This window comes from Tardiphaga sp. OK246 (assembly GCF_900188215.1).
Classification (GTDB): Bacteria; Pseudomonadota; Alphaproteobacteria; order Rhizobiales; family Xanthobacteraceae; genus Tardiphaga; species Tardiphaga robiniae.
This window is the reverse complement of record NZ_FZOX01000002.1, coordinates 1129918-1149643: the sequence shown is the minus strand read 5'-3', so window position 1 is coordinate 1149643 and position 19726 is coordinate 1129918. Positions and strand designations below refer to the sequence as shown.

Sequence of the window (19726 nt, the reverse complement as noted above, 5' to 3'; positions counted from 1 at the left end):
CTTTTGGTGAACCACAGGGCGAACCACAGGGATCCTGCACTTGGACAAAGCGCCGGATGCGTTTCGAACCATAAGCGAGGTCGCTGACGATCTCGATATACCGCAGCATGTTCTGCGGTTCTGGGAAACGCGGTTCACTCAAATCAAACCGATGAAGCGATCCGGCGGCCGGCGATACTATCGTCCGGACGATGTCGATCTGCTGCGCGGTATCCGCCGGTTGCTCTACGGCGAGGGCTACACCATCCGCGGTGTGCAACGAATCCTGAAAGAGAACGGCATCAAGTCGGTGCAGGGGCTGGTCGACGGCCACGCTGCGCCGAGCTTCGCGCCGACGTCTGCAGTTCCTGCGGGCGCGCCGCGCGTCCAGGCGAAGCGTCCCGTGGTCGAAGAGGATCACGAGGAAGAAGAGGCCGAGGACGAGGCTGAGCGCGACGAGGAGATCGAGGAAGAAGCCGAAGACGAAGCTGAGGCCGAAGGCGCCGAGGACGAGGAAGAAGAGGGCGACGAGGACGAGGACGAGGGCGAGGAGGAAGAGGCTGAGGAAGAAGACGAGGAGGAAGCTGCTGCTCCCGTCGCCGGCCGCCGCGACCCCCCGATGACATCGACGTCGCCGCGCGTGGAGCCACAGCTGCCGCGGCCGCCGTCGCGGGCAAACCCCGTATTGGCAAATCCTGTTGCGGCGCGACCCGAACCGGTGATGTCGGCTCCGACGCAGAGCGCAAGACCGGCTGCGGTCCCGGGCCCAAGGCCGAACCCGCGGCGCCGGCTGGAGCGCGAACGGCTCGAAGCCGTGCTCGAGGAGCTGCTGGCGGCGCGCCGGGCGCTCGATACGGCGATGAAGGACAGCTAGCGCCGTCCCACAACCAATCCGTTCCAATCTGCTCAGGCTTCTTGCGCCTCGGACGGATCGAAGCTACACGATGCCCCATCGGAGCGTAGCGCAGCCCGGTTAGCGCACTAGTCTGGGAGACTAGGGGTCGGAGGTTCGAATCCTCTCGCTCCGACCAATCGAATCAGCGACTTAGCCGGAAGTCGACAATCTCAGAAATCCTTGGAGTAACGAACGGGCTAACTCGCGCCCTGACAACAGATCATCTGCCGTTGACGGAACAAATAGTGAACATTATGATGGAGTCGCGATAAGAATGTAGGATGCCCATGATTCCACCAAAGGATGCATTGGGAGACCCGCGTGGCAGATCAGTTTTTTGATGAGCGATTAGATCAGTCCGAAGTTAAAGCGGAAATTATTCAAAAATATTTTTATGCTTGGGCAAATGTCATCACGCCGACTGCAAAGCAGAACGGTAACAAAATTGGATACATCGATCTCTACGCCGGTCCTGGTCGCTACAAGGATGGTGCAGCGTCAACACCGTTGCTGATTTTGCAGCACGCTATCCAGCATCCAGTCCTTAGCCAGATGCTCGTTACGTTCTTCAACGATATTGATCAGAATTATTCCGCCACTCTGCAAACAGAGATCGACAAACTGGCTGGCATAGAGAAGCTGAAGTACAAACCGCAAGTTCAATGCAACGAGGTCGGTGAAGATGCTGAAAAATACTTCAATGACACGCGACTGATCCCTTCATTTTCTTTCGTTGATCCGTTTGGCTACAAAGGACTGTCGCTGAAAATTGTGAACGGGGTAATCAAAGACTGGGGGTGTGACTGCGTGTTCTTTTTCAATCACGGCAGGATTAATGCTGGCATCAGCAACCCGAAAGTCGAAACGCATATGGACGCTCTATTTGGGCCTGAGCGTGCGGCAAAACTCCGGGAGTCCCTGCCGAAGAAAAATCCTGCGCTACGGGAATCCCTTGTCTTGGAGGAGTTGTCGCAAGCTATCAAGGACATGGGCGGAAAATTCGTCCTTCCGTTTCGGTTCAAGCGAGGTCAGCGAACCTCGCACTATCTGATCTTCGTCTCGAAGGCTTTTCGCGGCTATGAGATCATGAAGGACATTATGGCGAAGGCCAGCTCAACCGAAGATCAGGGTGTCGCTTCGTTTACCTATTCGCCTGCTGACGCTTCCATGCCGTTGTTGTTTTCCTTGGCGCAGCCATTGGAGAAGCTGAAGGAAGACCTACCCACGGCATTTGCTGGTCAGACACATACTATGCGCAAGATTTATGAGAAACATTCAGTCGACACGCCGTATATCGCGAAAAACTACAAACAGGCGCTGCGTGAGCTGGAAGAGGATAAGGCCATTACGACGAACCCGTCGAAGCGTAGAAAGGGTACGTTTGGTGACGATGTTTTGGTAACGTTCCCTTGAGAGGCTGACATGGCAACTAATTCACCGATCGAATGGACAGAAGCAACATGGAATCCAGTGGGCGGATGCACCATTCTCTCGCCGGGATGCACGAACTGCTACGCTATGCGGATGGCAAGCCGCCTAGAAGCGATGGGACAGCAAAAATACGCGGGCACCACTCGCAAGACCGGCGGCCGTGCAAAATGGAACGGCAAGATCGTGCTGGACGAAGCCGCACTTGGGATACCGATGAAGTGGAAGGCTCCGAAGATCATCTTTGTGAATTCCATGTCGGATCTGTTTCATGAGAAAATTCCGGTCGAATTCATCGCGCGTGTCTTTGACGTAATGCGCAATGCGCGCCATCACACTTTCCAGGTTCTTACGAAGCGCGCGGAACGGCTTGCGCAAGTCGCTTCGGAGTTGCCGTGGCCCGACAACGTTTGGATGGGTGTGAGCGTCGAGAGCGAAGACTACGTCGGCAGGATCGATCACCTCCGATCAACGCCCGCATACATAAAGTTTCTAAGCCTCGAACCACTGCTCGGCCCGCTGGACAATCTGAATCTCCGCGGCATTGATTGGACCATAGCCGGTGGTGAGAGCGGTCCGGCAGCTCGTCCAATGAACCCGGAATGGGTGAGATCAATCCGCGATCAATGCGTTGACGCGGGCGTCGCGTTTCACTTCAAGCAATGGGGTGGCGTACAGAAAAAGCAGACCGGTCGCGTTCTCGACGGTCGCACTTGGGACGAATTACCTTCAACGCGGGTGCTTGCCGCTTAGACCCTCGGCATGAGGCTCAATGAAACGGATATTTACGACCACAAACGATCATGACGCTGAGCGGTGTAAAAAGAGGCATCTAGGGTCGGCAAACGGATCACGGTTCGCGGTGTCGACTCGATCACAAACGAAACAACCGAGTACTTTGGTCGCGTTATTTCGGTCGGCTATTCGTCAGGTCGGCCATGGGAAATCGGAATTGATGCGGACTAGTAAAACGAAACCGGTATGATGGTAGCGCCATGGGAGCGGTGCCGCCTGAATTGGGTGGCCTCGATCAAGCTCTCGCGACGCCGGCCTTATGATTTCGGTTCGACGAAATCACCGTGAATCACGTCGTCTTTCCGTCCGGCGAACCAGAGAAGCCCGACATAAGCCGCTGCACAGGCAAGGAAGCCGAGGACAATAATCTCTAACATAATATCAACTCTACGCTGAAAACATGAGACTTCTCCCGGCTCCGCGTTCCGTCAATTGCCCCGGCCGCACTGCTTAATGAATCCTTACCGTTGTGACCCTTTGGCCACAGATGCCGGTGGCCACGAATCCCGCTGTCGCCCTTGAAAGGGTGGCCAGGCAGGTGGCGCCGACATGTCTTTTTTGCGCCAATGGAACTCTGGGTCATCGGGCCGATTATCCTGAAAACAGGAGGCTCGCATGGCAAGTCACTGGCATACCGTAGATGGTCCGTCGGAGATCCGGCACGACGATGATATCGGTTACTACGGTGGTTGGACCATCAGCGGGTTAGCGGTGGTTGCGACCATCACGGCTGTTTGGCTGTTTGGTATCTAGGCCACTGCGTAACTCAAGCACTTGCGGTGTGTGACAACGCAGCAGCAATGCGCGCGAACGCTGAACGATGGTGACGAAAAAGGCCCGGAGCATACGCTCCGGGCCTTCGTCAATTCAGTCAGCCGCGTTTAGTAGTAGCCGTAGCTGCGATAGTAGCGGGGACCGCCATAGTAGCCGTCGCCGTAACCGTAGCGCGGACCATAGGCATAACGCGGGCCGTAATGGCGGGGGCCATAACCATATCCGTAGCCGGGGCCATAAGCGCCATAGGCACCGGCGGCCAATGCGCCGGCTGCTATGCCGAGTCCGATCGCGGCGCCGCGACCGCTGCGGGCCTCTGCGGGTTTCGATGCGATCGACGCCGCGCCGACGGCAGCGACGGTGGCAAGAATAAGGGCTGTCTTTTTCATGCTGCTTCTCCTTCGTATCGAGAAGTCAACGTGTCGGTGTTTTGAAGGTTCAGTTCCAATTCATGGCATATCGACCACAAATTTTGCGCGATGAGGGAACGAATAATATTGCTCGATCAGCGAGCGGCGTTCCGCTTTACGTGTTGCAACCGAAAGCGAGATGCGCGTGCAGCGTCGATCATCTCGCAGCTCATCGTGGTCCAGAAAAGATAATGGCCCGGAGCGAACTCCGAGCCATCAAACGCAGACGTACATCCGGTCTGCGCTTCCTTGACTCCACAGTGAGTCGAGAAGGTTAATAAATGTCTAACGTCGATGCGTGACGACATGATGACCAATCGCGGTCATCCCGTCGGGCCTTCAACTTCCTTGTGATCCTTGTCAGGCAAGATGCCGCTGCCTGGCGTCTTGTTCTCGTCGGTCAGTTCCGGCTTGTCGTGTGGGCCGGCCGGTGGAATTTTCTGATCGGGCTTCGGCTGCTTGTCGAAGGCGCGGTTCTTTGCTTGCTGTGTCATGCGAAGAGAACGGCTCAGTTCCTCGCGTGTTCCCTCTGATGATGGATGTCCATCGCAAATCACAAGAGAATCTGGCAGGGCTCGAACATGCGCGGGTCCTTTGTCGATGTGCTTCATTTCGTGCGGAACCTTCCGGGCGGTAATGGCTTGTCCCGCGATACTTTTAAAGGAAGGAATAAATTGTCATGATCAAGAAACTGGCTTTGCTGGCGGCTGCGGCCGTTCTCTATGTCGCAGCACCTGCAGGCCCCGCGTCTGCGCAGGGCATCAATGTGCAGATCGGCGGCGGTGGTTATCACCATCAGGATCGTGGCTATCATCGCGGTCATGGCTATCGCCAGAGCCGCGCCTATGTGCGCCGCGACTACGGGCACCGCCATCACGGCTGGGATCGCCGCGGTTCGCGCACCAAGACTGTGATCGTTCGCTAACAGCAACCGGTCGTCTTAACGAGGCAGCCTCGCGCAAGCGGGGCTGTTTTCGTTTATGAGCTTGTCAGACGCTGCCTGGCTGTCCGGAGGCCGCACGCAATTGCGCCGTGGCCATATATTGCTGCGTGGCGACGAACATGCCCCACATGATTCCGAGCATCATCCAGAAATGGCGCCAGTGGTCGGTGTCGATGATGAAGGCCTCGCCGACCGTTCCGAGATAGGCTGCGAACACTGCGAGATAAGCACGCTGCCACGGCACGCGCACGAAAATATAGCGGAAGCCGAGCAGGGCTGTGATGAACACCAGCGCGGGATAGCATACCCCTGAAATCCAGCCGCCGGACATGAAGGCGTTGAGATAGGAGTTGTGGGTGTCTTCCGGAAAGAAGCGCGTGAATTGCAGCGGGCCGATGCCGAAGGGCAGATCGAGCGCCATCTGCGCGCCCAGCACATGCCGGCCGAAACGACCGAAGCGGCCTTCGTCATATTTCTGATCGAACGAGGCGCGCTGCTTGAACATGTCGGCGATGAAGTCGAACTGCAGCAGGATCACGATCACCAGCGCCACGACGGCGACGGCCGCCAGCGCCATGATCATGATGCGCGAGCGCTGTTTGTTGGACTGGCTGGTTAGCACCATCAGCATCAGCATGAAGGCCGAGGTGATCGCCAACAGGCCCCAGGCGGCGCGGGAGAAGGCGAGCAGGACGGCGAGCGCAATGATGCCGAGCGCAATGGCACTGCGGAGCGAGCGACCGAAACCGTCGCTGACGACGCTCTGCAGGCAGAACAGCGCCGGCAGGACCAGAAACGCGCCCAGCACGTTGGGATCCTTGAAGGTGCCGGCGGCGCGGCCGTAGAGCGTGAACATCTCCGCGCCGGGGATCAGATGCAGATAGCCCAGGATGCCGGCCAGCGATGCCACCAGTGCGCCGACGATCAGGCCGCGGCGCAGCAGATCGATGCGCGCCAGCGTGTCCTCGGACATCACCAGCGCGACGAAGATCGCCATGATGGCCATGTACCAGGAAGTCAGGATCCAATTCACGATCGGTGCCTTGTCGAGCAGATAGGCGGCGCAGATCGTGTAGCCGAGATTGACCAGGAACAGCAGGATCAGCAGCGGCATGAACACCAGCCGCATGCGCAGGCCCGACGCGAAGAATACGACCATCGCCGTGAGGGTGGCGATCTCGAAGGGGCTGGGCTCGATGAACACGATGGCGCCGCCAAAACCCATCGCCCACAGCAGCGCGCGCTGCAGCGTCACCACGGCGGGAGGCGCCGCAGGCGAGGCGATGTAGTGATCGGCAGTCGCGTGAGTGCTCATGGCGGCATCACTCTACGCAGGCAGGGTTGACGAGTGGTGTAAGGCAGAGGCCTGCCTCAATACGCGTTCTCGTTCTTCGTCAGCATTGAAACCGGCGTTTTCAGCATGATGTAGACGTCGAACAGCACTGACCAGTTCTCGATGTAGTAGAGATCGAACTCGACGCGCTTCTGCAGTTTCTCCTCGCTGTCGACTTCGCCGCGCCAGCCATTGACCTGCGCCCAGCCGGTGATGCCGGGCTTGACGCGGTGGCGAGCGAAATAGCCGTCGACGGCCTCGTCCAGCAGCTGGCTCTGCACCCTCTGCTGAACGGCGTGGGGACGGGGGCCGACCAGCGACAGGTTGTTCTTGAACACCACGTTGAACAGCTGCGGCAATTCGTCGATCGAGGATTTGCGGATGAAACGGCCAACGCGGGTGACGCGCTTGTCGCCCTTGGTCACGACGGTCTTGGCCAGCGGGTCAGCCTGGTCGTGATACAGCGAGCGGAACTTGAACACGTCGATGCGCTCGTTGTTGAAGCCGAAGCGCTTCTGCCGGAACAGCACCGGGCCGGGGCTATCGAGCTTGATGGCGATGGCGACCAGCGCCATGAAGGGCAGTGCGGCGATCAGGATCAGGCCGCCGACGATATGGTCGAACAGCCATTTCATCACCAGATCCCAGTCGGTGATCGGCGCCTCGAACACGTCGAGGGTCGGCACCTTGCCGAGATAGGAATAGGAGCGCGGGCGGAAGCGCAGCTTGTTGGTATGCGCCGAGAGGCGGATATCCACCGGCAGCACCCACAGCTTCTTCAGCATTTCCAGAATGCGCGTCTCGGCCGAAATCGGCAGCGCGAACAGCACGAGATCGACGCGGGTGCGCCGTGCGAATTCGATGATGTCATCGACCTTGCCGAGCTTCGGCGCGCCCGCGATCGTGTCCATTGAGCGCTTGTCGTTACGGTCGTCGAACACACCAAGGATCTGGATGTCGGAATCTTCCTGGGCATTGAGATCCCTAATCAGCGCCTCGCCATTGGAATCGGCGCCGACAATGATGGTGCGGCGGTCGAGCCGCCCCTGATGCGCCCAGCGTTTGATCAGCGCACGCACAACCGCGCGTTCGGCGATCAGGGCGACGAGACCGACGAAGAAGAACGAGGACAACCAGACACGCGACACCGCGCCGCCGACCTTGGCGAAGAACGAGACGCCGATGAACAGCAGGAACACGAAGGCCCATGCCGACATCATGCGCGTGAGCTGCTTGATGTGGCCGCGGAAGACCTGCACCTGATAGATATCGGCAGACTGGAAACACACCACAGCAGCAGCCGCCATCGCGACGATCGCGGCGAAGTATTCCCATCTGAAGCCAGCTTCTGGCGCGACATAGAGCAGGTTGAGCGCAATGCCGATGATGCTGAGCATCAGGAAATCGACCACACGGACGACGCCGGTGATGACGACCGGAGAGTAGGCGGCGCGCACCTTCTGATCGGCGACGGCGAGGGCCGCGGGCGTCAGTCTGCGACGACGTTCGAACCGGCGTTCGCCGGGCGCGTCCGTCGCGGCCGCGTCGATCATTGAGCGTGCGTTGATCGGGTCCAAGGTGAAATGTCCGTTGTTGCGCTGGCATGCGATGTCGCACGTCAAGCCTACCGCTTTTCGTGAGAATTACCGGACAAATCGGAAGATTTGGTTACAGGTTAAGGAGAGTTAACGTTTCGCAAATGCGCTGCGATAGCCTTCGATGACGCCCTCGACCATTGCGTCCTGCGAGAAATGTTCCGCGATGCGCTCACGGAGCAATTGTGCACGGGCGCGCGCAGCGGCGATGTCATCGAGAGCAGTTTTGATCGCCGCGGCCATGGCGTCGACATTGTTCGACTGGAACAGAGCGGAGGTGTGCGATCCGAAGATTTCCGGAATGCCGCCGACATTGGCGGCGATCATCGGAACGCCCGCAGCGGCGGCCTCGATCACGACATAGGGCATCGAGTCGCCGCGCGATGGAACCACCAGCAGGCGTCCTTTCGAGAAGCCGTAACGCGGTTTGACATGGCCGATGAAGCGTACGGCGTCGGTGAGACCGAGGCGCGTTATCTGCGTCTTCAATGCGTTGGTCTCTTCGCCGTCGCCGCCCAGCGTCAGGGTAACGGGCTGCCCGTCCGCCCGCAGGCGCGCGACGGCATCGATCAGCAGATCCGCGCCCTTGATGCGGCGGAACTCGCCGACATAGCAGACATCGGTGGCGTCATCGGCGGGCTCGATGGGGTCGAATTCGCCAGATGTCACGCCGTTGAACACGCATTTCACGAGGCCTGACGGGGTGCCGATCATGCGTTGATAGGTGTCGCGGGCGAAGGCGCTCTCGAACAGGAACAGTTCGGTGCGGTTCATCAGCGCGCGCTCGAGGCGGCTGTAGAAGGCGCCTTTCGCCGTATTTTGCGGATAATGCAGCGAACCGCCATGCGGCGTGTAGATACGGATGACGTTGTTCGACTTTGCCTTCAGGCGCACGAAGGCGCCGGCCTTGGCGCCGTGGCCATGCAACACGTCGGGCTTCAGCCGGCTGACGAGGCGCATGAACTGCATCCAGACCAGCACGTCGCCCGGATGGGGCTCGCGGTGGATCGGCAGGCGATAGGTGCCCAGCTTCAGGCGTGGGGCAATCTCGGCCAGTGCATCGCGGGCGCGGTCGCCGCCGGTCAGACTGTCGGCGACGATGCCGACTTCATGGCCGCGATCAGCCTGGCCGTTGGCGACATCGATGATGTGGCGAAAGATGCCGCCGACCGGCGCGCGGACAGCGTGCAGGATGCGAAGCGGCGTGTCCGAAGGTGCGCTCATGATCAGAATCGGCATTCGCTGACGAGGAGGGCGTCGCCGGGAGCTGGAACGCACATCGGAAAATCCCTGAAGCAATTGAATCCAATAAGAGCCTTCGTCGTTAAAAAACCGTGTGGATTCAGGCTTCCGCTGCAACGTCCCGGTATCAGCCTGCCAATTAACCGCGCGGCAACCTTAATCGTCTTTAATCGATTCCGTTGAGTAGACGCAGTGGCGTTTGGGTGGGGTAGGCGATGCGTTTGGCATTCTGGCGTGCAGGCAAGGGCGATGCGTCGGTCGAACGGGCCATCAAGGCGCCAACCATGCCAAACCCGGTTTCTCGCAAAAATCCGGAGAAGAAAGCAGAGCGCGTGATCGCTGCGCCGGCGCCCGATCTCGGCGACCTCGATCTGCGCGCGCTGTGGCAGGCGCTCATCCGCCGCAAGATGTGGATCCTCGTTCCGACGCTGCTGGCACTTGTCGGCTCGCTCGTCATCGTCAACATGATCACGCCGCGCTTCAAGTCGGAAGCACGCATTTTGATCGACGGGCGTGAAAACGTTTTCTTGCGACCCAGCGGCGAGCGCAACGAAGAGCGTACCTCTCTCGACGCAGAAGCCGTGACCAGCCAGGTGCAGCTGTTGCTGTCGCGCGATCTTGCCCGGGAGATCATCAAGAAGAACAAGCTCGCGGAGCGCCCGGAATTCGATCCGGTGCTGCAGGGCGCGCAGCCATGGCGGTCGTTGCTCGGCCTGATGGGCATTGGCCGCGATCCGTTCTCGATGACGCCCGAAGAGCGCGTGCTCGATGCGTATTACGAGCGCCTGACGGCCTATGCGGTCGACAAGTCGCGCGTCATGGTCGTCGAATTCCAGTCGCGCGATCCTGAACTCGCCGCGCGCGTCGCCAATTCGATTGCCGACGGCTACCTAGTGATGCAGCAGAACGCGCGGCAGAACCAGGCGCGATCGGCCGGGCAATGGCTGTCCGGCGAGATCGATGACCTGCGCAAGAAGGTCGTCGAGGCGGAAGCGCGCGCGGAGGAATTCCGCTCCAAGTCCAGCCTGTTCATCGGCACCAACAATACGTCGCTCTCCAACCAGCAGCTCGGCGAGATCAACAGCCAGCTCAACAATGCGCGCTCGCTGAAGTCCGATGCCGAGTCGAAGGCGCGGCTCATCAAGGACATGCTGCAGACCGGCAAGCCGATCGAATTCTCGGAAGTGCTGAATTCCGATCTGATCCGCCGGCTCTCCGAGCAGCGGGTGACGCTGCGTGCGCAGCTCGCCGAACAGTCTTCGACGCTGCTCGACGCGCATCCGCGCATCAAGGAGCTGCGGGCGCAGCTCGGCGATCTCGACAAGCAATTGCGTGACGAAGCCGCCAAACTGTCGCGCATCTTCGAGAACGATGCGCGCATCGCCAGCGGGCGCGTCGATGGCCTCACCAACAATCTCGAACAGCTGAAGCGCCAGGCAACATCCAGCAACGGCCAGGACGTGCAGTTGCGGGCGCTGGAGCGCGAGGCGAGGGCGCAGCGCGATCTGCTCGAGTCCTATCTGGCGAAATACCGCGAGGCGTCCACGCGTGAGAATATCGAGGCGGCGCCGACCGATGGCCGGATCATCTCCCGGGCCATCGTGTCCAATACGCCAGCCTATCCGAAAAAACTCCCGATCGTGTTGATCGCGACGCTGGCAACACTAATGCTCACGGCGGGCGGTATCGTCACAAGCGAGCTGCTGCGCATGACCGCGCCGCGCGGTGCTGCACCGATGGCCCCTGTTGCACAGGCCCGCGTCACCGAGCCGGCGTTCAAGCCGTTCGTCGATCAGGTGCCTGCTGCCGTGCGTGAGCCGGAAACTGTCGTTGCGCCGGGCATCGTGCCTGAGCCGGCTCCCGTCGCTGTGGCGCAGCCCGTGGTGCGCGACACCCATCCTGAACTGGCTGCCGGTGTCAGCGAAATCGAACAGCTTGCCCAGGAGTTTCGCGCTGCCGGGAAATCGGCGCGCAAGATCACGATCCTCGGCACCGGCCACAACGACAATATCACACTGACCGCGCTGACACTGTCGCGCATCCTGTCGCGCGACGCGAAAGTCGTTCTGGTCGATCTGGCCTCGTCGTCGCCGACACTGGAAGCCGTGTCGAATGATCCGCGTGCACCCGGACTGGCGGAGCTGATGCTGGGCGAGGCGTCGTTCGGCCAGGTCATCACCAAGGACCGGATGTCGGGCCTGCATATGGTCGCCGCCGGCCGCGCTGGCGCAGATCGCTCGCTGTTGCAGTCGCCGCGCCTGACCATGGCGCTCGATGCGCTGCTGCGCGTCTATGATCACGTGCTGCTGGATGCCGGCACCGCGGCCGATCTCCCGGCGGGACTTCTGACCGACCAGGCCCGCGCCGTGGTGGTGCCGGAAGTCACCATGAGCATGGATGCGCGCGAGCTGATGGCCGAACAGCTCAAGGCCGTGGGCTTCGCCGACGTGAAGATGTTGCGCTCAACGCCGCCGGCCAACGACCCGGTCGGGCCGGGCGGCCGCGTGTTTGCGGCGTAGTCGACGAACCCTCGTCATGGCCGGGCTTGACCCGGCCATCCACGCCTTCGCCTCAACGCAACGACTAAGACGTGGATGCCCGGGTCAAGCCCGGGCATGACGTCGTTTCAATTGCCAATTGAAGGTATTCGTTACCGCTGAAACGCGTGGCGCAGCATCTGTGCCATCTGCAGCAAGGCAGGTGTCTGCTTCACGATCCGCTTGGCATGGGCGAAGGATGACAGGCCCATGGCGCCGAGCCTGCCGCGCGTGGTGAGCGGCACGAAACTGTCGAAGATTGGCTCGTCATCCTTGCAGAACATCCGCTTGTAGTCGTCGCCGCCAATGCCGAGATCCAGCGAGGTCACGCCGCGCTCGGCATAGGCATCGATGATGGTGCGCATCAGGATCAGGCCGGGGCTGTATTTGGCATTCTCCGACATGGTGTAGGTGTTGAACATCATCGAGAAGCGGCTGTCGTCGGCGACACCGGCGAACATCGCGATCACTTCCTCGTCGCATGCGAGCGCGTGGATATCGATGGTGTAGCCGTTCGCCCGCGGCGTCGTGCAGGCCTGGCGGATGAAGGCCTCGACACCGGGCTCGGCGAAGACGTTGGGGAGGTTCTGTTCGGCCATGCGCAGCGGCTTGATGGCGAAGAAGGCGTCGAGCACACGCTTCACCTCGGCCTCCGTCTTCGCGTGCATGTAGCGATAGCCGGCAAGATTTCGGTACTTGCCTTCCTTGGTCTTGAGACGCTTGCGGAATGAATTGCTGATGCGATCTGTCGCGGCTTCGCCGGGCACCATCTTCAGCACCGGACAATCATTGGTCGAGGCCTGGCTTGGCAGCAGCGCGAGCGGATTGTCGATGCCGATCCAGCTTTTTGGCTGACGGACCAGCGCGAGGACGTCGACGGTTTCGCTGTGCTGCTGGATGCCGTGCAGCAGCGCGTCGATATCGGCCTTTGTCGCCTGCGCCGCGAAGTCGCGCCGGAACAGCGGCATGTTGAAGGTGACGTGCTTGCCGCCGAGATAGCCGGCGACGCGCATGCCGTTTTCGCGGCTGACGGCGAGCGGCAACAACATCAGCGGCTGATGTGCGGCGTCATAGGCGATGATGATGAAGGGCTTCAAGCCTTCCTGGACGCCGATATGGGTCTGCCAGGCCGACTGGAAGTCGAAGCGCTGATAGGGCGTGGAAAGCTGTTCGGACGTCTCAAAGCTGCGCCAGACGGCTTCGGCGGCGCTGAAATCGCTGATCACATCGACGCGCGCGATGCGGCTCGCAGTTGCCATCGCCACAGGTGTTTCCATCACAGCAGCCATGGTCATCGCGAGCCTGTTTCAGATTTTGTTTAGATTTTCAGGTTTGGGGCGACCTTTGCAAAGAAATGTCAACAAACAGTAATGACAATAGCCGACTGGCGAGAGGCATGACGCCGCTTGGGGGAATCTGCGGTGTCATACAAGACCGGTTGGCTGTTGGCGCTCGGCTTCGAGCTGACTTATCTCAGCGGCATGCACCGTCTGCTGGAACGCAGCCGGGGCGGTGCCGGTATCATCCTCAAATTCGAACGCGTGCGACCGCCCCGGCAGGATGCATTCCAGCCGCTGAAAACCCACGAGATCACACCGTGGTTTCTCGATCGCACGATCCGCGCGCTGAAGCGCTGGCCCGTCGATATCGTGGGCATGGACGAGGCGTGTCGCCGCGCCAGCTTACCCCGCACAGGACGGCGCTTCGTGGCGCTGACCTTCGATGGCGGCACGCGCGACTTCATCGATTTCGCCTATCCGCTGCTTCAGGCGCATGAGGTGCCATTCACGCTCTATCTGCCGAGCGCCTTTGCCGATGGGCTCGGTGCCATGTGGTGGCTGGCGCTGGAGCAGGCGATCGCAACACATGATCGCATCAGCCTGATCATCGATCACCGGCAGCGGCATTTCGAAACGGCCACGACTGCCGACAAATATCGCACCTACTATTACCTCGATAGCTGGATGCGGACGTTGCCTCCGCACGAACTGGCCGTCGCGGCGAACGATCTCTGCAAACGCTATTCGGTCGATAATGCGACCCTGTCACGTCATGCTGCGATGCATTGGGACGATGTGGCCACGTTTGCGGGGAATCCGCGGGCGATGATCGGCAGCAGCACGGTCGACTATCCGGCGCTCGCCAATCTCGGCGACAGCGCGGCGTCGCGCGAGATCGCCATGGGGCAGGCCGTGGCGCAAGCTGCGCTGCCCTATGAGCCACGACATTTCGCCTATCCGTTCGGCGATAAAGCCTCGTTCGACAAGCGGCACGTCGCGATGGTGGCGCAGGCCGGCTTTGCCAGCGCCGTGACATCGCTGCCCGGCGTCATCGAGGTTAATGGTGGATCGGATCTGCATGCACTGCCGCGGTTGGCCTGGGACGGCCGGCGGCAGTCGTTGCGCGCCTTGCGGGTGATGGTATCCGGCGTGATGCTCGGTGCGGGCGCGCAGCGCTAGCCGGCCTCGGGATCCACGGGATCGGCTTTGCCCATCCAGCTGATGATCGGCATCGCCGGCAGCACCCAGCCGAGACCGGCGATGACATAGAAGGCTGCCTGCAGCCAGCCGTTATTGGCCAGCCAGGGGGTCTGCGCGATGGTCATGCCGAGCAGCGACCACACCACCACGAGGATCAGCAGAAAGATGGTTCCGAAGAATTTGCGGGTGCGGATGGTCATGACAGAAATGTGCGGTCCAAAGTCGGCCTGAGATCGGGTTAGGCAAAGTGCCCAACTTTGCAGGCCTTCGCGGGCGGACTATAAGGGGCTCGAAATTTCATTCAAGGCGCTGGGTTTTTGGCGCTGATTTTGTCGCTGATTTTGCGGCTGTTCCCGAGACCCCTGCGATGACCGCTTTGTCCCAAACCCGCCACAAGGAATTACGCCCGGTGCGCTGGTGGCTGATTGCCGTGGCCGCGATGATCGTGGCGATGGTGCTGGTCGGCGGCGCGACGCGGCTCACCGAGTCCGGCCTGTCGATTGTCGAATGGAAGCCGGTGACCGGCGCCATTCCGCCGCTCGATGAATCGCACTGGATCGCGGCCTTCGAGGCCTACAAGCAGATCCCGCAATATCGCGAACTCAATTCCGGCATGACGCTCCACGAGTTCAAGACCATCTTCTGGTGGGAGTGGAGCCATCGTCTGCTCGGCCGCGTCATCGGCGTGGTGTTCCTGCTGCCGTTCCTCTGGTTCCTGTGGCGCGGCGTTCTCACCTCGGAACTGAAGAAGCGGCTGTGGGTGATCTTCGGTCTCGGCGGCCTGCAGGGCGCGGTGGGCTGGTGGATGGTGGCATCGGGCCTGACCAAGCGCGTGGAAGTCTCGCAATATCGTCTCGCGGCGCATCTGATGCTGGCACTGATCATCTTCGCCGCCATCGTCTGGACGCTGCGCCGCCTGAGCGACCGTGCGCCGGTGCTGGCGGCAAGTCGCTTGCGCGTGACGAGCTGGGTATTGTTGGGGCTGACCTTCCTGCAGATCTATTTCGGTGCGCTGGTTGCGGGTCTGCGCGCCGGTCGCGTCTTCAACACCTGGCCGGAGATCGACGGCGCGCTGATCCCGTCTGCGTCGCGGCTGTTCTTCGAGGAGCCGTGGTGGCGCAACATGTTCGACAACACGCTGACGGTTCAGTTCCAGCATCGCATGACCGCCTATGTGTTGTTCGCACTCGCGATCTGGCATGTGATCGATGCGATCCGCGCGCGGGCAGGGAACGCCGTCGTCAATGGCGCGCTGTGGCTGGCAGCATCGATCGCGGTGCAGGCAGCACTCGGCATTCTCACGCTGCTGCATCAGGTGCCGATCGATCTGGCGCTGACGCATCAGGCGGTCGCGATCGTGGTTCTGACGCTGGCGATCCTGCAGGTGGAGCGGATGAAGCCGCGCGGGGCGGCATTGACGGAGCGTCAGCTCGACCTCGCGGTCGGCAAGGCCGCCTAGCTGTTGCGCGTTACCGACTAGAACGATTGTAACGGAGTTGACGCAGTCGTGTGGCTGTGCGGCTTTCGCTCACGCGCAGTGCGCAATAGATACGACGCACCACCACACGGGATTGGGTCATGTCCTCCGCATTCATTCAGGCCGCCGTCATTCTGCTGCGCGAGGGTCTCGAGGCCATGCTCGTGATCGCGGCGCTGGCGGGCTATCTCAGGAAATCCGGCGGCGGCCATCGCGTGACCGCGCTCTATCTGGGCGCGCTGGCGGCGATCCTCGCCAGCCTGATCGCGGCCTGGGCTTTTGCGGTGTTCAATTCCGGCGATCACAGCGATGTCTTTGAAGCCATCGTCATCCTGTTTGCGGCAGGCCTGATGCTCTATGTCAGCGGCTGGCTGATGGTGAAGCAGGATCCGCGCGGCTGGCAGGATTATCTGGCGGCGAAGGCGGATCAGGCGCTCGCGCAGGATACGGGTCTCGCCGTCGCGATGCTGGCATTTCTCGCGGTGTTTCGTGAGGGCGCCGAGACGGTGCTGTTCATCAACACGCTCGCGACCACCGAAGGCGGCTGGAGCGTCGGACTGTTCGGTGGTCTGGCGGCGGCGACCGCAGGTCTGGTCGTGCTGTTCTACTTCATCAACATGATTGCCCAGCGCATCCCGCTGCGGCCGCTGTTCATCATCACCTCGGCCTTCCTGTTCGTGATGGGCATCAAGTTCATTGGCGAAGCAATCCAGGAATTCCAGGAACAGGCGATGATCCCGGTCACCGACGCGCCGGGCAGTTCGTTCCTCACGGCAATCGGCTTCAATCCGACGCTGGAAGCGCTGTCGATCCAGTTGCTGGTGGTGCTGTTTGCGCTGGCGACCTATTCGGTGTTCCAGCGTAATGCGCGTTTGATCCGCGAAGCGAAAGCGATGCGCGGTCAGGCCTAGCGCTTCTTAACCTCGCCCCGCCTAGCGAAGCTTTGCTTCGCCTGGCGGGGCGAGGGAAGAACTTACGCGTTCAGCGCCTGTTCGAGATCCGCGATCAGATCTTCCTTGTCCTCGATGCCGACAGACAGCCTGACAACGTCGGGTCCGGCGCCGGAGCGCGTCTTGGCTTCGTCGTCGAGCTGGCTGTGGGTGGTCGAAGCCGGATGGATCACCAGCGAACGGGTGTCGCCGACATTGGCAAGATGCGAGAACAGTTTCAGGTTCGACACCAGGCTGACGCCGGCGTCGTAGCCGCCCTTCAGGCTGAAGGTGAACACGGCGCCCGCGCCCTTCGGCGCATATTTGCGCGCGAGGGTGTGATAGCGGTTATCCGACAATCCCGAATAATTCACCGCCGCCACTTTCGGATGGGCCGACAGCCATTCGGCGACCGCCTTGGCATTGTCGCTGTGGCGCTGCATGCGCAGCGGCAGCGTCTCGATGCCGGTCTGGATCAGGAACGCGTTGAATGGCGACAGCGCCGGGCCGAGATCGCGCAGGCCGAGTACGCGGCAAGCAATGGCGAAAGCGAAGTTGCCGAACGTCTCCTGCAGCTTGATGCCGTGATATTCCGGGCGCGGCTCTGACAGCACCGGATATTTGTTGCCTTTCGACCAGTCGAAGGTGCCCGCATCCACGATGATGCCGCCGAGCGAGTTGCCGTGGCCGCCGAGAAACTTGGTCAGCGAATGCACGACGATGTCGGCGCCGTGGTCGATCGGCTTGATCAAATAGGGCGTCGCCAGGGTGTTATCGACGATCAAGGGAACGCCGGCCTTGCGGGCCACGGCCGCGACCGCCTCGATATCGGTGATCGAGCCGGCAGGATTGGCGATGGATTCGATGAAGATCGCCTTGGTCTTGTCGGTCACCGCGCGCTCGAACGACGGGACGTCATCGGGATCTGCCCACACCACGTTCCAGCCAAAGCTCTTGAAGGCGTGGCTGAACTGGTTGATCGAACCGCCATAGAGCTTGCGCGAGGCGATGAATTCGTCGCCGGGCTGCAGCAGCTGCTGAAACACCACGAGCTGCGCGGCATGGCCGGACGCGACGGCGAGGGCGGCCGTGCCGCCTTCCAGTGCTGCGACGCGTTCCTCGAGGACAGCCGTGGTCGGATTGGTGATGCGCGTATAGATGTTGCCGAAGGATTGCAGGCCGAACAACGAGGCGGCGTGATCCGCGTCGTTGAAGACGAACGAAGTGGTCTGATAGATCGGCGTCGCGCGCGCGCCGGTGGTCGGGTCGGGCTGCGCGCCGGCATGGACGGCGAGGGTGCCGAAGCCTGGAATACGATCGTTCATCATCACTCCCTGTCGAATAGCGGTTTGTTGGCGCCAACCTGATCGGGCGCAGCGCTGCCGTCAAGGCGAGGCGGCATTTTGCCCTGACTTCGCAACAGTCGTGCTGCGCTGTGTCATTTCAAAGGAAATAAAATCGCGAAACGCACCGTCAGGCGGTGTCGTTCTTGTCCTTGTTATTTTGCTGCGCAACGCGATCGGCCGCAGCGGTGCTGCCACCGCCAAGGCTGCTGCGATTCAGCGACAGCCGCATGCCCTGGGTTGGAATCGGCGCGCGCTTGGAGCTGAGCGTGCGCGAATTGACACCCATCCACTGGATCTCCGACGACAGCCGGCCATATTCGATCTTGGGGCAGCGGTTCATCACCACTTTGATGCCCGCGGCTTCAAGCTTGACGGCGGCCTCATCATGGCGCACGCCGAGCTGCATCCAGACCACCCTGGGCAGCGGATTGAGCGTCAGTATGATGTCGACGATCGGGATGACATGCTCGGCGCTGCGGAAGATGTCGATCATGTCGATCGGGCGACCGATCTCCTGCAGCGAGGCGATGAACGGCTTGCCCAGCAGGCTCTTGCCGACCTGGCCGGGATTGATCGGGATCATGTCGTAGCCGCGTTCGGCGAGATACTTGAACACGAAATAGCTCGGCCGCACGTTTTGCGGGGAGGCTCCAACCATCGCGACGGTTTTGACGGTGTTGAGGATCTCGCGGATATAGGCGTCGTTATAGCTGTCGTGGTTCATTTCAATTACCGGTCTTCCCACTTCGGCTCGCGCTTTGCGATGAACGCGCCGATGCCTTCCTCGGCATCGCGGGCCATCATATTCTCGGTCATCACTTCAGCGGCGAAGCGATAGGCATCCGCGAGAGTCATCTCGGCCTGGCGATAGAAAGCTTCCTTGCCGATCTTCACCGTATGCGCCGACTTGTGCGCCACTTGTTCTGCCAGCGCGATCGCAGCATCGCGTTCGGTGCCGGCGGGCACCACGCGGTTGACCAGGCCGATCTCGCGCGCGCGGTCGGCGGAGATGGGCTCGCCGGTCAGCAGCATTTCCATCGCCTGCTTGCGCGGTACGTTGCGCGACAGCGCCACCATGGGCGTCGAACAGAACAGGCCGATATCGACGCCGGGCGTCGCGAATTTTGCGTGCTCGGAGGCGATAGCGAGATCGCAGCTCGCCACGAGTTGGCAACCTGCAGCAGTGGCGACGCCTTGCACGGCGGCGATCACCGGCTTCGGCAGCCGCACGATGGTCTGCATCATGGCGCTGCAGATCGTCATCATATGCGCGAAATAGGCGCGGCCGCGATCGGCATCAGTGCGGCGCGCGGTGAGTTCTTTCAGGTCGTGTCCGGCGGAGAAGACCGAGCCGCTGGCGGCGATCACCACGGCGCGCACGGTCTTGTCGCCGGCCATGTCATCGAGGGCGGCGTGCAATTCGCCGATCAGTCCTTCGGAGAAACTGTTGCGGGCGGCCGGACGATTCAGCGTCAACACGCCGATGCTGCCGACCGTTTCACGCAGAAGAATGGATGGCCGCGCTGTTTCCGCGCGTGCTGGTTGAACCATGACTTGAGATTC

At 61.0% G+C, this 19726-nt stretch carries 19 protein-coding genes and 1 tRNA gene; 10 read left to right on the top strand and 10 right to left on the bottom strand.

All coding sequences use genetic code 11. From position 1 onward, the window contains the following. Positions 1–40 precede the first annotated feature (40 nt). The 5 genes from CHC01_RS12845 to CHC01_RS32540 all read left to right on the top strand — a co-directional run bounded on the left by CHC01_RS12845 (position 41) and on the right by CHC01_RS32540 (position 3850). Positions 41–853 carry a MerR family transcriptional regulator gene (locus CHC01_RS12845; RefSeq protein ID WP_089264599.1) on the top strand — a complete coding sequence of 271 codons (813 nt, stop codon included), beginning with the start codon at positions 41–43 and terminating at the stop codon, positions 851–853. A 79-nt stretch (positions 854–932) separates the two neighbouring features. After that, positions 933–1010: transfer RNA gene (locus CHC01_RS12840), tRNA-Pro, on the top strand. 185 nt (positions 1011–1195) lie between these two features. Beyond that, positions 1196–2287, top strand: a complete 1092-nt coding sequence (locus CHC01_RS12835) for a three-Cys-motif partner protein TcmP (RefSeq protein ID WP_244558319.1) — start codon at positions 1196–1198, stop codon at positions 2285–2287. A gap of 9 nt (positions 2288–2296) precedes the next feature. Then, on the top strand, positions 2297–3055 hold the full coding sequence (locus CHC01_RS12830; protein WP_089264597.1) for a DUF5131 family protein: 759 nt from the start codon (positions 2297–2299) through the stop codon (positions 3053–3055). A gap of 657 nt (positions 3056–3712) precedes the next feature. Further along, complete coding sequence (locus CHC01_RS32540) at positions 3713–3850, top strand: hypothetical protein (RefSeq protein WP_176454570.1); 138 nt, start codon at positions 3713–3715, stop codon at positions 3848–3850. Between the two features lie 128 nt (positions 3851–3978). Here CHC01_RS32540 and CHC01_RS12825 read toward each other — a convergent pair whose 3' ends face one another. Next, on the bottom strand, positions 3979–4260 hold the full coding sequence (locus CHC01_RS12825) for a hypothetical protein (protein WP_089264596.1): 282 nt from the start codon (positions 4258–4260) through the stop codon (positions 3979–3981). A 344-nt stretch (positions 4261–4604) separates the two neighbouring features. Beyond that, positions 4605–4892, bottom strand: coding sequence for a hypothetical protein (locus CHC01_RS31920; protein WP_141137094.1), 288 nt, complete (start codon positions 4890–4892; stop codon positions 4605–4607). A 68-nt stretch (positions 4893–4960) separates the two neighbouring features. Here CHC01_RS31920 and CHC01_RS12820 point away from each other — a divergent pair, with 68 nt between their 5' ends. Then, positions 4961–5206, top strand: a complete 246-nt coding sequence (locus tag CHC01_RS12820; RefSeq protein WP_089264595.1) for a hypothetical protein — start codon at positions 4961–4963, stop codon at positions 5204–5206. 64 nt (positions 5207–5270) lie between these two features. Here the strand turns inward: CHC01_RS12820 and CHC01_RS12815 are convergent, their stop codons facing one another. The 3 genes from CHC01_RS12815 to CHC01_RS12805 all read right to left on the bottom strand — a co-directional run bounded on the left by CHC01_RS12815 (position 5271) and on the right by CHC01_RS12805 (position 9376). Next, complete coding sequence (locus tag CHC01_RS12815; protein WP_089264594.1) at positions 5271–6539, bottom strand: O-antigen ligase family protein; 1269 nt, start codon at positions 6537–6539, stop codon at positions 5271–5273. Between the two features lie 56 nt (positions 6540–6595). Then, on the bottom strand, positions 6596–8134 hold the full coding sequence (locus CHC01_RS12810) for an undecaprenyl-phosphate glucose phosphotransferase (RefSeq protein ID WP_176454569.1): 1539 nt from the start codon (positions 8132–8134) through the stop codon (positions 6596–6598). 108 nt (positions 8135–8242) lie between these two features. Then, positions 8243–9376, bottom strand: coding sequence for a glycosyltransferase family 4 protein (locus tag CHC01_RS12805; protein ID WP_089264732.1), 1134 nt, complete (start codon positions 9374–9376; stop codon positions 8243–8245). A gap of 233 nt (positions 9377–9609) precedes the next feature. Here CHC01_RS12805 and CHC01_RS12800 point away from each other — a divergent pair, with 233 nt between their 5' ends. Then, positions 9610–11913 (top strand): GumC family protein, encoded by a 2304-nt coding sequence (locus tag CHC01_RS12800; protein ID WP_089264593.1) that lies wholly within the window; start codon positions 9610–9612, stop codon positions 11911–11913. Between the two features lie 131 nt (positions 11914–12044). Here CHC01_RS12800 and CHC01_RS12795 read toward each other — a convergent pair whose 3' ends face one another. Beyond that, positions 12045–13226 (bottom strand): GNAT family N-acetyltransferase, encoded by a 1182-nt coding sequence (locus CHC01_RS12795; protein WP_089264592.1) that lies wholly within the window; start codon positions 13224–13226, stop codon positions 12045–12047. 126 nt (positions 13227–13352) lie between these two features. Between CHC01_RS12795 and CHC01_RS12790 the strand changes: the two genes are divergently transcribed. Beyond that, positions 13353–14390, top strand: coding sequence for a polysaccharide deacetylase family protein (locus tag CHC01_RS12790; RefSeq protein WP_349636615.1), 1038 nt, complete (start codon positions 13353–13355; stop codon positions 14388–14390). On the opposite strand, the gene CHC01_RS12785 is transcribed toward CHC01_RS12790, so the two are convergent. Then, a complete protein-coding gene (locus tag CHC01_RS12785; protein WP_089264591.1) occupies positions 14387–14611 on the bottom strand; it encodes a DUF2842 domain-containing protein in 225 nt (74 codons plus the stop codon). The two genes, CHC01_RS12790 and CHC01_RS12785, sit on opposite strands and share 4 nt — an antisense overlap. Positions 14612–14778: 167 nt before the next feature. Here CHC01_RS12785 and CHC01_RS12780 point away from each other — a divergent pair, with 167 nt between their 5' ends. Continuing rightward, a complete protein-coding gene (locus CHC01_RS12780) occupies positions 14779–15870 on the top strand; it encodes a COX15/CtaA family protein (RefSeq protein WP_089264590.1) in 1092 nt (363 codons plus the stop codon). Positions 15871–15989: 119 nt separating this feature from the next. After that, positions 15990–16799 (top strand): FTR1 family iron permease, encoded by an 810-nt coding sequence (locus CHC01_RS12775; protein WP_089264589.1) that lies wholly within the window; start codon positions 15990–15992, stop codon positions 16797–16799. A 62-nt stretch (positions 16800–16861) separates the two neighbouring features. Here the strand turns inward: CHC01_RS12775 and CHC01_RS12770 are convergent, their stop codons facing one another. From CHC01_RS12770 to CHC01_RS12760, 3 genes are all read right to left on the bottom strand, one after another. After that, positions 16862–18142: an O-acetylhomoserine aminocarboxypropyltransferase gene (locus tag CHC01_RS12770; protein WP_068730964.1), complete on the bottom strand. Its 1281-nt coding sequence runs from the start codon at positions 18140–18142 to the stop codon at positions 16862–16864. Positions 18143–18290: 148 nt separating this feature from the next. Beyond that, positions 18291–18887 (bottom strand): CoA-binding protein, encoded by a 597-nt coding sequence (locus tag CHC01_RS12765; protein WP_089264588.1) that lies wholly within the window; start codon positions 18885–18887, stop codon positions 18291–18293. Between the two features lie 5 nt (positions 18888–18892). After that, positions 18893–19714 carry an enoyl-CoA hydratase gene (locus CHC01_RS12760; RefSeq protein ID WP_244558318.1) on the bottom strand — a complete coding sequence of 274 codons (822 nt, stop codon included), beginning with the start codon at positions 19712–19714 and terminating at the stop codon, positions 18893–18895. Positions 19715–19726: the final 12 nt, after the last annotated feature.

Excerpts from the sequence above, each read along its gene's own strand:
- CHC01_RS12820 (WP_089264595.1), top strand. The coding sequence starts at position 4,961 with ATGATCAAGAAACTGGCTTTGCTGGCGGCTGCGGCCGTTCTCTATGTC.
- CHC01_RS12780 (WP_089264590.1), top strand. The coding sequence starts at position 14,779 with ATGACCGCTTTGTCCCAAACCCGCCACAAGGAATTACGCCCGGTGCGC.
- CHC01_RS12785 (WP_089264591.1), bottom strand. The coding sequence starts at position 14,611 with ATGACCATCCGCACCCGCAAATTCTTCGGAACCATCTTTCTGCTGATC.
- CHC01_RS12770 (WP_068730964.1), bottom strand. The coding sequence starts at position 18,142 with ATGAACGATCGTATTCCAGGCTTCGGCACCCTCGCCGTCCATGCCGGC.
- CHC01_RS12805 (WP_089264732.1), bottom strand. The coding sequence starts at position 9,376 with ATGAGCGCACCTTCGGACACGCCGCTTCGCATCCTGCACGCTGTCCGC.
- CHC01_RS12765 (WP_089264588.1), bottom strand. The coding sequence starts at position 18,887 with ATGAACCACGACAGCTATAACGACGCCTATATCCGCGAGATCCTCAAC.
- CHC01_RS12760 (WP_244558318.1), bottom strand. The coding sequence starts at position 19,714 with ATGGTTCAACCAGCACGCGCGGAAACAGCGCGGCCATCCATTCTTCTG.
- CHC01_RS12830 (WP_089264597.1), top strand. The coding sequence starts at position 2,297 with ATGGCAACTAATTCACCGATCGAATGGACAGAAGCAACATGGAATCCA.
- CHC01_RS12800 (WP_089264593.1), top strand. The coding sequence starts at position 9,610 with ATGCGTTTGGCATTCTGGCGTGCAGGCAAGGGCGATGCGTCGGTCGAA.
- CHC01_RS32540 (WP_176454570.1), top strand. The coding sequence starts at position 3,713 with ATGGCAAGTCACTGGCATACCGTAGATGGTCCGTCGGAGATCCGGCAC.
- CHC01_RS12815 (WP_089264594.1), bottom strand. The coding sequence starts at position 6,539 with ATGAGCACTCACGCGACTGCCGATCACTACATCGCCTCGCCTGCGGCG.
- CHC01_RS12825 (WP_089264596.1), bottom strand. The coding sequence starts at position 4,260 with ATGAAAAAGACAGCCCTTATTCTTGCCACCGTCGCTGCCGTCGGCGCG.
- CHC01_RS31920 (WP_141137094.1), bottom strand. The coding sequence starts at position 4,892 with ATGAAGCACATCGACAAAGGACCCGCGCATGTTCGAGCCCTGCCAGAT.
- CHC01_RS12775 (WP_089264589.1), top strand. The coding sequence starts at position 15,990 with ATGTCCTCCGCATTCATTCAGGCCGCCGTCATTCTGCTGCGCGAGGGT.
- CHC01_RS12795 (WP_089264592.1), bottom strand. The coding sequence starts at position 13,226 with ATGACCATGGCTGCTGTGATGGAAACACCTGTGGCGATGGCAACTGCG.